We start from the raw sequence: 14851 nt of genomic DNA, 5'->3' as shown, positions 1-14851 counted from the left end.
CTCAGCCTCCAGGGATCGCTTGGTAGAACGTGCCGGGATCGAGCTCGGTTGCCGTGCCGACCAGATCGCGGCCGCCGAGCTGCGCCAGCACCCGGTAGAGCACGCGTGCATCCGCTTCCTCGTCGGCGATCGGGCGGCGTGGAATGCCTTCGCGGTAGCGGTCGCGATAGGCGTGCAGGGTTGCTGCATCGCCGGCGCCGGTCAGCGGCGCGATCGCGTCCCATTCGGCGTCCGAGGTGGCGAGAATGTCCTTGGCGGCGCGAGTCACGGCGATGAAACGGGCCACCAGATCCTTGTGGGCATTGGCCCAGGTCTCGTCGAACACGTAACCGATCATCGCGATGCGACCCTTGGTGCCGAGCTTCTGCAGGATGTCCTCCATGCCGGCGAGCCGCCGAAAGCCCTTGGCTTCGAGCGCGGCGCAGAAATTCCAGTAGTTGAGCGTCGCATCCATCTCGCCGCCGAGCGTCTTGGCCGCAAGCAGCGGCGGCGCGCCGTAGACGATGGTCGCCTGCGATTTCAGGTCGACGCCGTCCTGCTTCAATGCGGCCTGCAACAGCAGCCAGTTCTTGTCGATCGGTCCGCCGGCGACGGCAAGCTTGCGTCCCCTGAGATCGGACAGCGTCTTCATTGGCGACGAGGCCGGGACCATCACGGCGCCCAGCGCGCTCGAATAGGGATAGAATTGCAGCCTGGCGCCGAGCGATCGCTCGCGCGACACCCAGGGCCAGTCTGACACCATGACATCTGCCGTACCGGAGCGCAGCGCGATCTTGCCGGCCTCGGGGCTGGCGAGCTCGACGACGTCGATCGACAAATTGGCCTTCTTGTCGAGACCATGGGAGCGAATGACGGCCAGTTCCCAGGCCAGCGTTCCGGTCTTCTGCGCTGCAACGCGGATGGTCTCCGCGTTGCACGAGGTGCCGAACTGCATGACCGCCAGAACTGCCGCAGCCAACACCGCGCGAACAGAGATGATCATCGTTTCTTGAGCCACTTCCCCGAATGTTTTCTTTTCTGTTCAACACCCATAGCATAGCTTGCGCGAAGGGAAGAGGAAGCAGGACCATGGCAGGAGCTGGCATGCTACGACCGATTGTCGCCGTCCCGGCCATGCTCCTGGCCGTGCTGGCCGGGTCTTTCATGGGCGCACGGGCTCAGGAGATCAATGACTATCCGACCTCGGCGCGGGCGGAATATGTGTTCGGTTGCATGAAGGCGAACGGTGAAAGCCGGCAATCGATCGAGCAGTGCTCCTGTTCGATCGACGTCGTTGCCTCGATCATCCCCTATGATCGCTACGTCACCGCCGAGACCGTGCTGAGCATGTCGCAGGTGCGCGGCAATCTGGGTGGCCAGTTCCGCTCATCCGAGCAGGCCGCGAATGCGCTCAACGACCTCAGGCGCGCCCAGGCCGAAGCCGAAGTCAGGTGCTTCTAGCGTCGACCGTGAGTTCGCGAATGCCTCAGGTCCCGGGGTTCTCGACCTTCCATTCGTGCTCGAAGACGTGCCCGTCGGTGTCCTTGGCTTCGGCACGAACGTGCTTGGCGCCGTTCGAGACGTAGGTGAAGCGGATGTTGGGATCTTCGGAAATCGAGATGCCGCCTTCCATCGCCAGCACCGGACTGTCGTCCTGCCAGATATGCAGCTCGTTGACGAAGAAGGCCGGAATATAGAGCTGCGTGACCTGGTCCATTTGCAGGCCCGAGTTATTGGGATGGCCGATCATGATCTGGGCTTCCCGCGTGCTGCTCGCCGGTCCCTGTTCGGGCTTTGCGAACTGCCGGTAACGCATCTGGCCGAGCCGGTTCTTCGCCTCTTCGAGGTTCTTGGCGGCCGGCGCCGAACAGCCGCCGGATGCCTTGACGTAGACCTTGCTGACATAGAGCTTGCCGTCGCTGAGCTCGGCGACGGCGTGGACGTTGGTGTAGTTGTTGACGCGGACGCGGGTCGATATCTCGCTGACATTGGCGTCCGGTCCGAGCGTGAACTTCGCGGCCATCGGCGCCGGGTTCTCGTCGATCACGAGCGTGATCGCGACGACACGGCGGCTGTCGCTGGGCGATAGCTTGGTGCGCAGCGTCACCGGGACGATCGCGGCATCTTCCGCGCGCGCGGGCATCTCGATGCCGATGACGTCGCTGCCATCGTTCATCGGGCGGTTGCTGAAGATGTCCTGGACCAGGCCGGGCCATGGATCATAGCCCTCGGTGGCGAGCGCAGCCGGTGCGCCCAGCGCGATCACGAAGAGGCTGGCGATGCAGAGCAGGCGGGCGCGATGTCGGGGCATGTTCGCGAGATCCTATGCAGCCGCGTCATTATAGGACGAACCGTTACTCCCATTCAATTTCCGAGAATGCTGCAGTTGCGTTGCGGGCATTGTAGTCGTCGAACAGCTGCCAGCGCGGCCGCTCGGCGGCTACGGCATGCTCTGCCGCTGCCGTGATCGGCTTGCCGCTCGCGACCAGGGCACGGACGTCGGCGGCCAGCGTATCGAGATAACGCCGTTCATCGGCGAGCGCCGCGGGCCACTTGCTCACGGGTCCGTGACCGGGAACCACGCGCTTGGCCGGAATTGCCTGGAGATCGTCGAGCGCGCGCAGCCAGCCCTTGAGGCTGCCGTCGACCACCGGAATATGGTTGATAAACACCATATCGCCGGCGAACAGGGTTCCGGTCTGCGCGTCGAAGACGGTGAGGTCGTTGTCGCTGTGGGCGGGCGGCCATGCCTTGAGCGTGAGGGTCCGTCCGCCGAGGTCGAGCTTGAGCGTGTCGTCGACCAGGATGGTTGGCGGAATGATCCGGACTTCGTCGATCAACGCATCGCCCATCGTTCGGCGAAAGCCGTCGAGATAGAATTGCCCACGCGTCGCCAGCGCCCGCGGCAGCAATTTGTGGCCGACAAAGCTGGTGCCATCGCCTGTGAATGCAGCATTGCCGAAGCTATGATCGGGATGGGCGTGGGTGTTGATCACGTAACGGATCGGCTTGTCGGTGTGGCTACGGACGGCCGCAAGCAGCTGCTGCCCTTCGCGGACGCTGCCGCCGGTGTCGATGACGGCAACCGCGCTGTCGCCGATCACGAACCCCACATTGGCGATGGCGCCTTCGTTCTCGCGCGTCATCAATGCGGTGACCCCGGTGTGAACGAATATTCCGGGGGCGACTTCGCTTACAGGCAATTCCGCCTGTTGCGCCCGCGCTATGGTCGGCGTCCAGAGCATCAGGAGCAGCGCAAGCACCGAACCGCCATGAGCCATGTTTCCGCCTCAGTTTCTTCGCGACGCGCGATCGATGTCGGCGCGCTCCAGTTTGCACTGCAACAAGCAACGCGGCGCCGTCGCAATCATGATTGCTGTTGCACGTCATGGCGCGCCGGGCAATTGCTCGACGACAGCGAACCGTCCGATCAAGAGGAGACCGCGTGATGAGATTTGTCGGATGCCGTCCTGTCCTGTTTGCGCTTGCCGGCTTCATTGTCTGTCTCGCCGGCCGCGACATCGCGCGCGCGCAGATCAATGATCAGGGCGAACTCTCCATCGAACTCGTCGATCCCAAGGTGCTGCGGATTTGCGCCGACCCGCGCAACCTGCCGTTCTCCAACCAAAAGGGCGAAGGCTTCGAGAACAAGATCGGCGAGCTGTTTGCCGAGAAGTTGCAGAAGAAGCTCGACTACATGTTTTTTCCGCAAGCGACCGGCTTCGTGCGCGTCACGCTCGGCTCGCATCGCTGCGACGTGATCATGGGCTTCCCGCAAGGGGATGATCTCGCGCAGGGCACCAATCCCTATTACCGCACGGCCTATGCGATCGTCGCGAGGCCGGGCAGCGGGCTCGACGAGGTCACCACGCTCGAGGACGCGCGGTTGAAAGGCAAACATATCGGCATCGTGGCGGGAACGCCGCCCGCGACCAACATGGCGATCAACGGCCTGATGGCCAACGCCAAGCCCTATCCGTTGATGATCGACACGCGTTACGATTCGTCGGCCGAGGCGATGATGAACGATCTCGAAAAGGGTGAGATCGACGCCGGCATCCTGTGGGGACCGATGGCGGGGTACTATGCCAAGAAGGCGACCCCGCCGCTGCATATCACGCCGCTGGTCAAGGAGACCACGGGACCGAAGCTGGTCTATCGCATCGGCATGGGCGTGCGGGCGTCCGATCAGAACTGGAAGCGGCAGCTCAATCGCCTGATCCAGGAGAATCAGCCGGCGATCAACAAGATCCTGCTCGACTACGGCGTTCCACTGCTCGACGAGAACGACCGTCCGATCGGGCCGGAGACCGCGACCAAATCGCCATGATCCGGCTGTGCGTGGCCATGCTTGCGGTGATATCGATCGCCGCTTTGCCTGTCCGCGCGCAAGACAAACCGGCTGAGCCCGAGGGCTATCGCACCGCGGATTATCGCGCGCCGGTGCCGACGACGCTTGCCGGCGCGCGGGTGCTCACGACCGAGCAAGCGGCAGCGATCTGGCGCGACAAGTCCGGTACCTTCGTCGATGTGCTGCCGCGTGCGCCGAAGCCGAACCTGCCCGCCGGCACGGTGTGGCGCGAGCGGCCGCATTCCGACATTCCCGGCAGCATCTGGCTGCCCGACACCGGTTACGGCAGGCTCGCCACATCCACAGAAGAGTATCTTCGGCGTGGGCTGGCCCGCGCCTCGCAAGGCGACGCGGCCAGATTGCTCGTGATCTACTGCCAGGAAAATTGCTGGATGTCATGGAACGCAGCCAAGCGCGTGCTGTCTTACGGCTACGGCAACGTGGCGTGGTATCCGGAGGGAACCGACGGCTGGGCGCGGGCCAATCTGCCGCTGGTGGATGCGGAGCCGGAGCCGCGCGAAGGCGAGCCGTGAAGCCGACCCCCGCGCGACGTGCACGCTATTTCTCCACGTCGAGCTTGTCGATGGTCTTGCCGCCGTCGCTGTCCGACGCAGTGAATGTCACCTTGTCACCGGCATGGAAGGCTTCGAGCGACTGTGCCTTGGGCACCTTGTATTCCTGAACCGCAGCGCCGGCCGCACCCACGGTGCCGGTCTGGATCTGCTGGATCGAGATGGTTCCACGCAGCCGGTCAATCTTGGTGACCATTCCCGACATGGATTGCTGGGCCAGAGCCGCTGAGGTGATCAGGCTCGCAGCGGCGAGGCTGGTCATGACGATCTTGGCTGCTCTCATCGAGGTCTCCCAACTTCAGATATAGTTGGGGTCAACGAGCAGGCAGCGTCGTTTGTTCCCGCAGCATTTTTGCCATCGCCGGGCGATGCGTCGCAGGCCTCAATCCAGTTCCTGCACAATGGTGCGGCCCAGCGCGAACAGGCGCTGATCGATAGTGGTCGGCACCTCGCAGACGAATTTGACCACCCGCCCGCGGTCCTCGAAGATTCGGGTCTCCCAGACCAACTGGTTGCCGAGTTCATCGACCTTGGCCTGGTCCGGCGGCGTCGCGTCCTGTAGCTTTTGCAGCGCGATCGTATCGTCGCGGATCTTTTCCGCGGCCTCGCGCTGCTTGCGCATCACGCGCTCGAGCCCGTTCATGACCGAGGCCCGCTGGCCGTTGAGCGTATCGAACAGGCCCGCGAACAGCAGCTTTCCGGCATTGGCCTTGTCGGCCGCTGAGGCTTGCAGGAATTCGGTGATTTGCTTTTGCGCTTCCTCCAGCGGAACGCGGCGCGCGGCGAGCTTGGTCGCAAGTGCGTTGATCTTGGGATCGTCCTTCCACTTGGTTTCGGCATCGCCGAGCGGAGGCCCGGCCCAGACCGCGGCGAGCGAGATCTCGGGCACCTTGGCCTGTTGGCAGGGCCAGTCCGGATAGCGCGGGTCGGCAGCTGACGCGACATGGCTCGACAGAACCATCGCGAGCAGGGCGCCCACTCCCACACGCCAAGCTGTCATGTCTCGCCTCCGCCGGGGCCGCGCCGCACCAGGCCGCGCGATGGATCGTAAGCCAGGATCGCGCCGATCATGAACACCACCGTGCAGCCGCCGACCACCGCGAGCGAAACCCAATTCATCTTGCCGTACAGCGCGAACCGGATCAGCTCCACCGCGTGCGTGAACGGATTGCACTGGCAGACATAATACAGCATCGGACTGCCTTCCTGCACCCGCCACAGCGGGTAGAGGGCCGACGATGCGAAGAACATCGGGAAGATGACAAAGTTCATCACGCCGGCGAAATTCTCCAGCTGCTTGATGCTGGCCGAGATCAGCATGCCCAGCGCGCCGAGCATCAGGCCCGAAAGCACCAGCGCCGGAAGCACGGTGAGGTAGCCGATCGTCGGCGGCGTGATGTCCCAGAACCACGCGATCGCGAGGAACGCGTAGACCTGGAGTAGCGACACGGCGGTGCCGGCGAGCAGCTTGCAAAACAGCAGGTAGCCGCGTGGCAACGGGCTGACCAGCAGCGTGCGCATGTTGCCCATCTCGCGGTCATAGACCATCGACAGCGAGGATTGCATGCCGTTGAAGAGCTGGATCATCGCCATCAGGCCGGGCGCGATATAGACCTCGTAGAGGATATAGGTCTCGTAGGGCGGGATGATCGAGATGCCGAGCACCTGGCGGAAGCCGGCCGCGAAGATGAACAGCCAGACCAGCGGCCGGACCAGTGCCGAGACGAAGCGCTCGCGCTGATGCAGAAAGCGCAGCGCCTCGCGCCACACGATGCCGTTCAGGCAGACGATGTATTCCGACACCGAGAAGCCGCTTCGCTCAGGCGTGACCGTCGTGCTGCTCATGGTGGCGGTTTTCCGGTGAGGGTTGCCGTTCCGGTCAGGCGCATGAATGCGGTATTGACGTCCTGGGCGCCGGCGTCCGCGATCACGCGCGACACCGGCCCATGCGCGAGCATCCGGCCCTGATGCAGCACGACGAGGTCGTCGTTCGGCATGATCTCGTCGAACAGATGCGTGGCCCAGAGTACGCCGATGCCTTGTTCGGTGACGAGCTGCCGGACGTGGTCGAGGATGTCGGCGCGCGCCTTGACGTCGAGCCCGACGGTGGCCTCGTCGAGCAGCAACAGCCGGGGACGGTGCAGCAGCGCGCGGGCGATCTCGAGCCGCCGCATCTGCCCGCCGGAAAGATCGCGCACCTTGCTGCCGGCGCGGTCGGCAAGGCCGATGCGGCCGAGCACCTCGGCGCTGCGCAGCCGCGCCTCGCGCCGCGAGATGCCATGCAGCGCGGCATGATAGAGCAGGTTCTGCGTCAGCGACAGATCGAGATCGAGCGTGCGCGGCTGGAACACGACGCCCATCAGCCGCAGCGCTTCGCCCGGGGTGCGGCTGATATCGTGGCCGAAGATGCTGATCCGGCCGTTCTGGATGCCGAACAGTCGCGTCACCAGCGAGAACAACGTGCTTTTGCCAGCGCCGTTGAGGCCCAACAGCGCGGTGAAGCTCGCCGGCTGGACCGTGAAATTGACGTCGATCAGGGCGCGGCGCGGGCCGTAGCTGTGGCTGACATTGCCGATCGACAGTGCTGGCTGCACGGCCGCGCCCGTGGCCGCTGCGGGAGCGGCGCCCGGCGCGAGCTGGCTCGCGATATGCGCGTCGGTTGCGGTCATGGCTGCGCGATCGTGATTCCCCAGGGCAGTTCGCCCACCTGAATGGTCTTGATCACCTTCTGGGCGGCGACGTCGATCACCGAGACGTCGTTCGAGACGCCGTTGGTAACCAGCAGGTATTTTTCGTCCGGCGTGAAATCCATGTGCCAGACCCGCTGGCCGACCAGCAGATATTTGATGACCTTGTGGGTGGCGGCGTCGACGATTGCGACGCGATTGGCAGGACCGAGCGCGACGAACGCGGTCTTGTCGTCCTTGGTCATGCCGATGCCGACGGGCTGGATCGCCTCGTTCCGTAAGCCCGGAATTTCAAAGGTCACCTTGCCGGTCACCACGCGCTTGACCGGATCGATGATCGACACCGTGCCGCCGATCTCGGAGGAGACCCACAATTCGGAGCCGTCGTGCTTGAACTGGGCAAAACGCGGCCGTGAATCGACCAGCACGTTGGCGACGATCTGGCGCGTCGAGGTGTCGATGAAATGCGCCATGTTGGTGGTTTCGGAGGTGTTGATCAGGATCTTGCCGTCCGGGCTCACCGTCATGCCTTCGGGCTCGACGCCGACCTGGATATCGCCGATCCGCGCCCGCGTCTTCAGGTCGATCACGGTGACCGTGTTGTCGTTCTCGTTGGCGACATAGAGTGTCTTGCCGGCGGCATCCTGGGTGAACAATTCCGGATCGGGTCCGGAGGGCAGGGTGTCGACGATCTCCTGGGTCTTGGTATCGATCACCTGGATGGTGTCATCGTCCCCGACCGCGACCATCACGAATTTGCCGTCGCGCGAGAACTCGATGCCGCGCGGCCGCTGACCGACCTTGATGGTCTTCGTCACCGTCCAGGTGTCGGTATCGATCACGCTGACCGTGTTGCCCTTCTCGTTGGAGACGTAGGCAACGAAAGCGGACGCCGGTGTCGCGGCAAGCCAAACCAGCATCCCGGTCAACAGACAGCGGCGCCACATGCGTTTCATCTCCCTCACTGCAGCTTGCACTTCGTTTCAGGCCGGTCAACACCGAGCGTGTCGAGTTCGGAGACCTGATGCAGGAAACCTTCCTGCGGCGAGACCGAAACGACCATACGACCATCGGCCAGCAGGATCGGCTGGCGCAGCTGCAGATTCCAGTCGCGCAGGGTCAATCGCGTGCCTTTGAAGGCCGCGATGGAGAAATCCTTGCTCTTGAGGAAGGCGATCACCTTCTTGGGATCCCCGGAATTGGTGCGCGAGGTGGCTTCCCCGATCATGCGCGCGGCGGTCCAGGCCTGCATGTCGAGCGCCGTCATGTGGCGCATGTTCAGCTTGACGAAGCGGCTCTGGAGCTGGACCGCGCCCCATTGGTCATGTGCCGCGTCCCAGCTCGTCGGCACCAGGCCGGCCGAGCCCGCCACGGGCCGTGGGTCCCAGGTCCGGTAGGGCAGGTAGTTCGCGAACACCTCGCTCTCGTCGGCGGCGACGAGCACGTCGTAGGCTGGTGCCTGCTGTGTGAAGACCGGCATTTGGCGCTGGATCAGCGTCACGCCGCTGTCGGTGCGGCGTGCGCCGCCGGTGTCCTCGAATGTCCGTTCCTGGACGATCTTGGCGCCGAACCGCGTCGCGGCGCGTCGTAGCGCGTCGGCGTAGAGCTTGTCCTGATCATGCGAGCCGACCACCAGCAGCCAGCGCTTCCACTGCTTCCAAACCAGATACTGGCCAAGCGCGTCCGCCAGCATCGAGCGGGTCGGCGCAACATGGATGATATTGGCGCGGCAATCCTGCTCGCGCAGCCGATCGTCGATCGCACCCGCATTGAGCAGAACGGTACCGCGGTCGCGCAGCGCGTCGGCGACCTTGAGCAGGGCATCGGCGGGCAGGTCGGTGATGATGTAGTCGTTGTGGCTAGCGAGATCGCTCGCCATCTTGGCGACGTCGTCGCTGTCCTTGACCTTGACCTCGTCGAGGACGAAGCGCTGGTTGAGGAATTTCCCGGTCGTATTGTTGTCCTCGATGGCAAGGCGTGCGCCGGCGACGCCGTCGTTATCAGCGGGTTGCTCGACCAGTGAGAGGGTCGCTTTGATGCCGGCATGGCCGAGATAGCCGATATGGATCTCGACGGGATCAGCCGCCAGCGCGCCGGTCGCCATCATGCTGAGCGCGATCGTGCCGATCAGCCATCGGAACATAAATCCTCCCGCGGTCTTTCTTCACTGGGCACGGCGTTGTGGGACCGTGCGTTGACGTGCAAGATGACGGAATTGGCCTAGCAGTCTGCTGAAAAACCTTGAAATGGAGAGTTTTTGTATTCTCGCCGGTCGTTGTTGGGGCGGCTCGGTGGAGTTGGATGTAATTTTTTGGCCTGGCGTTGGTGCACCCTGGCGCGGGGTGGCTAAGCGGCAAGCAGTTTGGGGATGCGGATCAGGTTATAGGCGATCAGATTGAGCAGGAAGTCGGCGGCGACGCGAGCGATGCCGCGATGTTTGGTCTTGCGCATGGTGCCATGCTGCTTGCCCCATCCGAAAATGCATTCGACCATCGCCCGGCGTGATTGCGACATGCCATAGCCCGGATGCCGTGTGGTTCGTTCGTCGATGGCGCTATTGCGGGTCTTGCCGGTTTTGGTGACGGCCTGGTTCTGTGTCACATGCGGCGTCACGCCGATGGCGCGAAGATTGGCGACATGATCGGCGGTATCGTACGCCTTGTCCTCACCCGCCGTGATGCGGCGGCCTGCGGCTTTGCGTCTCGCCTTCAGCATGGTCTCCGAAGCCCGGCGTTCGGCGGTGCCATTGGCATGCGTGACCCTGCCGGCCACTGCCAGCCCATGCCGGTTCTCCATGGTGGCGTGGCCCATATAGCAAAGCCTAGCCTCCCGTCCGGCTGCCTTGCGATAAAGCCTGCTGTCCGGGTCGCTGGTACTGGCATGGGTGTCGTTCTTGCGCTTCTGGCCGTGGAAGTTGGCGCCGTCATCATCGTCACCGCTGCCGTCCCTGGGACGAAAGCTCTTCTGTGAAGCCCAAGCCTCGATCAGCGTTCCGTCCACCGAAAAATGCTCGTCCGACAATAGCGGTTTGACCTGAGAATGGTTCAGAAGCCTGGTCATGAACTTCGTGAACACATCGCCGTTCTGCAGCCGCTCCCGGTTCTTGGTGAAGGTGGTCGGATCCCAGACCGGATCGTCCGGCGACAGCCCCACGAACCAGCGATACAAGAGATTGTAGTCCAGTTGCTCCATCAACTGGCGTTCCGAGCGGATGCCGTAGAACACCTGCAGCAGCAAGGCGCTCAGCAATTGCTCCGGAGGGATCGAAGGACGTCCCTCGCTGGCATAGAGCCTCCCAAAGCTGCGGTTCAAATCACTCAAAACATCCCGGACAAGTTCCCGGACCTTCCGCAGCGGATGGTTCGCTGGCACACGCTTATCCGGCGCGATGTACGAAAACAGGCTGCCCTGATCCGTAAACCTGCCGCGCATGATCGCCTCCGCCGATTCGAGATGATAAAGTGAATCATCAAGCCCCCTCCGTGGCGAGGGGTTCTTCAGCAGACTGCTAGCTTGCAACCCCGCTTTTTGTCGTTGCGAGATTACATATTCCGATTGGTTCACAATCATGAGATCAACGCTGAGCTTCGTTGTTTGTTTGCTGGCGATGTCCGCGGCGGCAGCGCGTGCCGAGCCGCCCAAGCTCGCCGTGTTCGATCTCGAGATGATCGACACCAGCCTGCAAGGGGAGGTGAACGGACCGCAGGCCGACGAGCAGGCGCGACTGCTCCGGACCGGCGAACAGGTGCGCAAGGAGCTGGCGGAATCGGGCAGGTTCCAGGTGCTCGACATTGCGCCGGTCAATGCTGCGGCGCACGGCAGCAATCTTCAGGCCTGCGGTGGCTGCGACGTGAAGCTGGCTGGCGAGCTGGGCGCCGATCTTGCCATCACCGGCGTGGTGCAGAAGGTCTCCAACCTCATCCTCAACATCAATCTCTATCTGCGCGACGTGCACACCGGGCAATTGGTGGCGGCGGCGAGCGCCGACATGCGCGGCAATACCGACGAATCCTGGTCGCGCGCCACCGACTACCTCATACGCAACCGCCTGCTCGCGCCGAACTACGGCGCGCCGCAAGCACGGTAGCGGAAATCAGAGACTCACGCCTTCAGGCGCGCGGCGTGCCAGCGCAGGTGATCGGCCATGAAGGTCGAGATGAAGTAATAACTGTGGTCGTAGCCGGGCTGACGGCGCAGGGTGAGGGGAATGTTGGCCTTCTCGCAGGCAGCCTTCAGCAATTCGGGTCGTAGCTGTTCGTTGAGAAATCCGTCGGCATCGCCATAGTCGACCAGCAGATCGGAGAATCGGGCGCCATCCTCGATCAAAGCGACCGCATCGTGCTTGCGCCACGCCTGCTTGTCGGCGCCGAGATAGCCGCCGAGCGCCTTGTTGCCCCACGGCACCTGCGAGGGGGCCACGATCGGCGCGAACGCGCTCGCCGCGCGATAGCGATCGGGATGGCGCAGCGCCACCGTCAATGCGCCATGACCGCCCATCGAGTGGCCGAGAATCGATTGCCGCGTCGTGTCGACGGGAAATTGCTCGGCGACGAGCTTGGGCAATTCCTCGGTGACGTAGCTCCACATCCGGTAATTGGTCGCGAACGGCTGTTCCGTCGCGTCGACATAGAAGCCGGCGCCGAGCCCGAAATCGTAGGCATTGGCGGGATCGCCGGGAATGCCTTCGCCGCGCGGGCTGGTGTCAGGCGCGACGAAAATCAGGCCAAGCTCGGCGCAGGCCTGGCGGAATTCACCCTTCTCGGTGACGTTGGCGTGCGTGCAGGTCAGGCCCGACAGATAGGTGACGACGGGCAGTTTGGCGCCGGATGCATGGGCCGGGACGAATACCGAGAAGGTCATGTCGGTCTTGGTCTCGCGGCTCGGATGCCGGTAAACGCCTTGCGTGCCGCCATGCGACTTGTTCTGGGAAACCGTCTGCATTGCCGTATTCCTCTGTATTGACGCGCGGCGTCAGGCGACGCCGCTCTCGATCGCCAGCCGCACCAGCTCCGCCGAGGTGCGTACGCCGAGCTTCTGGCGCATGATCGAGGAGGTGTTGGCGACCGTCTTGTATGACGAGTGCACCAGCCAGGCGATCTCCGACAGGCTCTTGCCGGAGCTGAGCAGGCGCAGGATCTCCATTTCGCGCGAGGTCAGCTTGGAGAGTGGATTTTGCGCAAAGCTCGGGCGCGCGAAGGCGACGCTGCGCGCGATCGCGGGCGGCAGATAGACCCCGCCATTGCCGACCTCTCGCACTGCTTCCACCAGATCATTGGGGTCGCCGGTCTTCGAGACATAGCCCTTGGCGCCGATATCGATGGCGCGCGCGGCGAACACCGGGTCATCGTTCATGCTGAACATGATGATGCGTGCGTTGGCATCGCGGGCCAGGATACGGCGCGCCAGCTCGAAGCCCGAGACCGTCGGCAGGTTGATGTCGATGACGCAAATCGCGGGTCGTTCCCCGACGAAGGCCCGCTCGCCGCTTTCGGCGTCCGGTGCATCGATCAGTTCGACCTCCGGATCGTCGGCGAATACGGTGCGACAGCCCGAAGCCACGATGGGGTGGTCGTCAACGATCAGAATGCGCATGGCGTTATCCCATCGACCTGCTTCGATTCATCCATCATCGCATCGTCTGGAGCAAGTCCTGGGGAACATCTGTTCCGGTCAGCTTGTGCACCACGTGCGTGATTGCAGTAGGGTGGGATTAGATAGCCGGGCAAGTTTGGCTGTCAACGATCCTCTAGGAGGAGGACGACCGCGGTCGGGGGCAACGCAATGTGGCGAAGACTATCCTTGCGCGCACGGATCAACCTTTTGCTGGCGCTGATATTGGCGCTCGGACTGGGCATCAATATCGCGCGGCTCGTGCTGGAAGCGGGGCCCCGCGTCCAGGCTGAGGACCAGAGCGTGACCCGGCTGGCCCGCGAGTTCGTCGAGACGATGGTGGCTGGTCTCAGCGATGTGCCCGACCCGGACGCGCGGCTCGACCAGATCGTCCAGGACTTGAGCAGGCTGCGTCACGTCAGCATCACGCGGCAAGGCGATGCTGGCCCCAGGACCGCGGAGCATTCCGAGGAGGCCGATGATCTGCGCGCTCCGCCCGCATGGTTCGTCGCATTGGTGCATCCGGAGCAGACGTCGGTGACGGTGCCGATTTCCATCCATGGCAAGCCGCAATCACTTGTCATCACCTCGCATCCTGATGACGAAATAGCCGAGATCTGGGATGGCATCGTCACCCAGCTCGAGGTCGGTTCCGCGATTGCGGTCGTGCTTTTCCTGGTGACCATGCTGGTCGTCGGCCGCGCGCTCGCACCGCTGGAGGCGTTGGCACAGGCCATGACCAATATCGAGGCAGGGTATTACGATGCGCGCGTCGAGCCCGGCGGTTCGCCCGAACTGGCGGCGATCTGTGCCAAACTGAACCATCTGGCCGCAACCCTGGGTGAAGCAGTCGAAGGCAAGCGGCGGCTCGCCGAGCGCGCGGTCTCGCTTCAGGATTCCGAGCGCAAGGAGATCGCGCGCGAATTGCACGACGAGTTCGGGCCCTATCTGTTCGCGTTGCGCGCGCACGCCGGCGCCCTGACGCGATTGTCTGATGTCGACCGGCCCGATCCGGCAGCGCTGCGCAAGCATGGCAACGCCATCCTCGAGCAGGTCAACGCGCTTCAGCAATTCACGCGGCGCATCCTCGAACGGTTGCGGCCAGCGGGCCTCGCGGAACTCGGACTTCGCGAGGCGCTCGGCGCGCTGGTGCGATTGTGGAGCGAATCTCATCCGGAGGTCGAGATCGAGAGCAGCGTTTCCCATACGCTTGGTGCGACCGGAGAGACCGCCGATTTGACGATCTACCGCATCGTCCAGGAAGCGCTCACCAATGTCTTCCGTCACGCCGACGCAACGGCGGTCAGCATCACGATCGAACCGGCGGAGCGACAAACCGGCGTGCGCGACAGCCGTGGCTGCGCACTGGTGCGCGTCAGCGACAACGGCCGCGGCCTGCGGCCCGGCTACAAGGATGGACGCGGATTGACCGGCATGCGCGAACGAATCCTCGCGCTGGGTGGTTCGCTCAACGTCAGATCCGGCGATGATGGTGTGACCGTCGAGGCGCTCGTTCCGAAAGCCGCACAACCCTAGGCAGAGCCGGCGGGAACGGCGCTCGGGAAGTATTCCCGAGTCTTTCGGGAACATTGACGGTAGCGTGGTCCGTCATTCGCTTCCTAGTATCGCAATACCAACTGGTGGGGATCAAC

General features: G+C 63.6%; 17 protein-coding genes. 5 read left to right on the top strand and 12 right to left on the bottom strand.

What is annotated here, in order from left to right; all coding sequences use genetic code 11:
• Window position 1 precedes the first annotated feature (1 nt).
• Window positions 2–982 carry an ABC transporter substrate-binding protein gene (locus tag CWS35_RS32695; protein ID WP_024580222.1) on the bottom strand — a complete coding sequence of 327 codons (981 nt, stop codon included), beginning with the start codon at window positions 980–982 and terminating at the stop codon, window positions 2–4.
• 101 nt (window positions 983–1083) lie between these two features.
• Between CWS35_RS32695 and CWS35_RS32690 the strand changes: the two genes are divergently transcribed.
• Complete coding sequence (locus CWS35_RS32690) at window positions 1084–1440, top strand: hypothetical protein (RefSeq protein WP_371682812.1); 357 nt, start codon at window positions 1084–1086, stop codon at window positions 1438–1440.
• A 25-nt stretch (window positions 1441–1465) separates the two neighbouring features.
• Here CWS35_RS32690 and CWS35_RS32685 read toward each other — a convergent pair whose 3' ends face one another.
• Together CWS35_RS32685 and CWS35_RS32680 are read right to left on the bottom strand one after the other, a co-directional pair.
• Complete coding sequence (locus CWS35_RS32685) at window positions 1466–2290, bottom strand: quinoprotein dehydrogenase-associated SoxYZ-like carrier (protein ID WP_100955420.1); 825 nt, start codon at window positions 2288–2290, stop codon at window positions 1466–1468.
• A 43-nt stretch (window positions 2291–2333) separates the two neighbouring features.
• On the bottom strand, window positions 2334–3260 hold the full coding sequence (locus CWS35_RS32680; protein ID WP_100955419.1) for a quinoprotein relay system zinc metallohydrolase 2: 927 nt from the start codon (window positions 3258–3260) through the stop codon (window positions 2334–2336).
• A 167-nt stretch (window positions 3261–3427) separates the two neighbouring features.
• Here CWS35_RS32680 and CWS35_RS32675 point away from each other — a divergent pair, with 167 nt between their 5' ends.
• Window positions 3428–4309, top strand: coding sequence for a substrate-binding domain-containing protein (locus tag CWS35_RS32675; RefSeq protein WP_100955418.1), 882 nt, complete (start codon window positions 3428–3430; stop codon window positions 4307–4309).
• The gene (locus CWS35_RS32670) at window positions 4306–4863 is read left to right on the top strand and encodes a PQQ-dependent catabolism-associated CXXCW motif protein (protein ID WP_100955417.1); all 558 of its coding nucleotides are present in this window, start codon (window positions 4306–4308) and stop codon (window positions 4861–4863) included. The genes CWS35_RS32675 and CWS35_RS32670 overlap by 4 nt, the downstream gene beginning before the upstream one ends.
• A gap of 25 nt (window positions 4864–4888) precedes the next feature.
• On the opposite strand, the gene CWS35_RS32665 is transcribed toward CWS35_RS32670, so the two are convergent.
• The 7 genes from CWS35_RS32665 to CWS35_RS32635 form a co-directional block, all read right to left on the bottom strand.
• Entirely contained in the window at window positions 4889–5185 is a 297-nt protein-coding gene (locus tag CWS35_RS32665) for a copper-binding protein (RefSeq protein WP_100955416.1), read from the bottom strand.
• Window positions 5186–5284: 99 nt separating this feature from the next.
• Window positions 5285–5902 carry a hypothetical protein gene (locus CWS35_RS32660; RefSeq protein ID WP_245438758.1) on the bottom strand — a complete coding sequence of 206 codons (618 nt, stop codon included), beginning with the start codon at window positions 5900–5902 and terminating at the stop codon, window positions 5285–5287.
• Entirely contained in the window at window positions 5899–6747 is an 849-nt protein-coding gene (locus tag CWS35_RS32655) for an ABC transporter permease (RefSeq protein WP_100955415.1), read from the bottom strand. The genes CWS35_RS32660 and CWS35_RS32655 overlap by 4 nt, the downstream gene beginning before the upstream one ends.
• Window positions 6744–7571, bottom strand: a complete 828-nt coding sequence (locus CWS35_RS32650; RefSeq protein WP_245438757.1) for an ABC transporter ATP-binding protein — start codon at window positions 7569–7571, stop codon at window positions 6744–6746. The genes CWS35_RS32655 and CWS35_RS32650 overlap by 4 nt, the downstream gene beginning before the upstream one ends.
• Window positions 7568–8545, bottom strand: a complete 978-nt coding sequence (locus tag CWS35_RS32645) for a YVTN family beta-propeller repeat protein (RefSeq protein WP_168226415.1) — start codon at window positions 8543–8545, stop codon at window positions 7568–7570. The genes CWS35_RS32650 and CWS35_RS32645 overlap by 4 nt, the downstream gene beginning before the upstream one ends.
• Window positions 8546–8550: 5 nt before the next feature.
• Window positions 8551–9732, bottom strand: coding sequence for an ABC transporter substrate-binding protein (locus tag CWS35_RS32640; protein WP_100955413.1), 1182 nt, complete (start codon window positions 9730–9732; stop codon window positions 8551–8553).
• A gap of 203 nt (window positions 9733–9935) precedes the next feature.
• Window positions 9936–11021 carry an IS5 family transposase gene (locus CWS35_RS32635; RefSeq protein WP_100952361.1) on the bottom strand — a complete coding sequence of 362 codons (1086 nt, stop codon included), beginning with the start codon at window positions 11019–11021 and terminating at the stop codon, window positions 9936–9938.
• A gap of 175 nt (window positions 11022–11196) precedes the next feature.
• On the opposite strand from CWS35_RS32635, the gene CWS35_RS32630 reads away from it, so the two are divergent.
• Entirely contained in the window at window positions 11197–11676 is a 480-nt protein-coding gene (locus CWS35_RS32630) for a DUF3280 domain-containing protein (RefSeq protein WP_024580234.1), read from the top strand.
• A gap of 14 nt (window positions 11677–11690) precedes the next feature.
• Here CWS35_RS32630 and fghA read toward each other — a convergent pair whose 3' ends face one another.
• Together fghA and CWS35_RS32620 are read right to left on the bottom strand one after the other, a co-directional pair.
• Window positions 11691–12530 carry an S-formylglutathione hydrolase gene (gene fghA, locus CWS35_RS32625; RefSeq protein ID WP_100955412.1) on the bottom strand — a complete coding sequence of 280 codons (840 nt, stop codon included), beginning with the start codon at window positions 12528–12530 and terminating at the stop codon, window positions 11691–11693.
• A 30-nt stretch (window positions 12531–12560) separates the two neighbouring features.
• Window positions 12561–13181, bottom strand: a complete 621-nt coding sequence (locus tag CWS35_RS32620; RefSeq protein WP_100955411.1) for a response regulator transcription factor — start codon at window positions 13179–13181, stop codon at window positions 12561–12563.
• 189 nt (window positions 13182–13370) lie between these two features.
• Between CWS35_RS32620 and CWS35_RS32615 the strand changes: the two genes are divergently transcribed.
• Window positions 13371–14735 (top strand): histidine kinase, encoded by a 1365-nt coding sequence (locus tag CWS35_RS32615; RefSeq protein WP_100955410.1) that lies wholly within the window; start codon window positions 13371–13373, stop codon window positions 14733–14735.
• Window positions 14736–14851 lie beyond the last annotated feature (116 nt).

The sequence above is a fragment of the Bradyrhizobium sp. SK17 genome (genome assembly GCF_002831585.1).
In the GTDB taxonomy this organism is placed as follows: Bacteria; Pseudomonadota; Alphaproteobacteria; order Rhizobiales; family Xanthobacteraceae; genus Bradyrhizobium.
The sequence above is the reverse complement of the archived record's forward strand: the minus strand, read 5'-3'. Positions and strand labels throughout refer to the sequence as shown.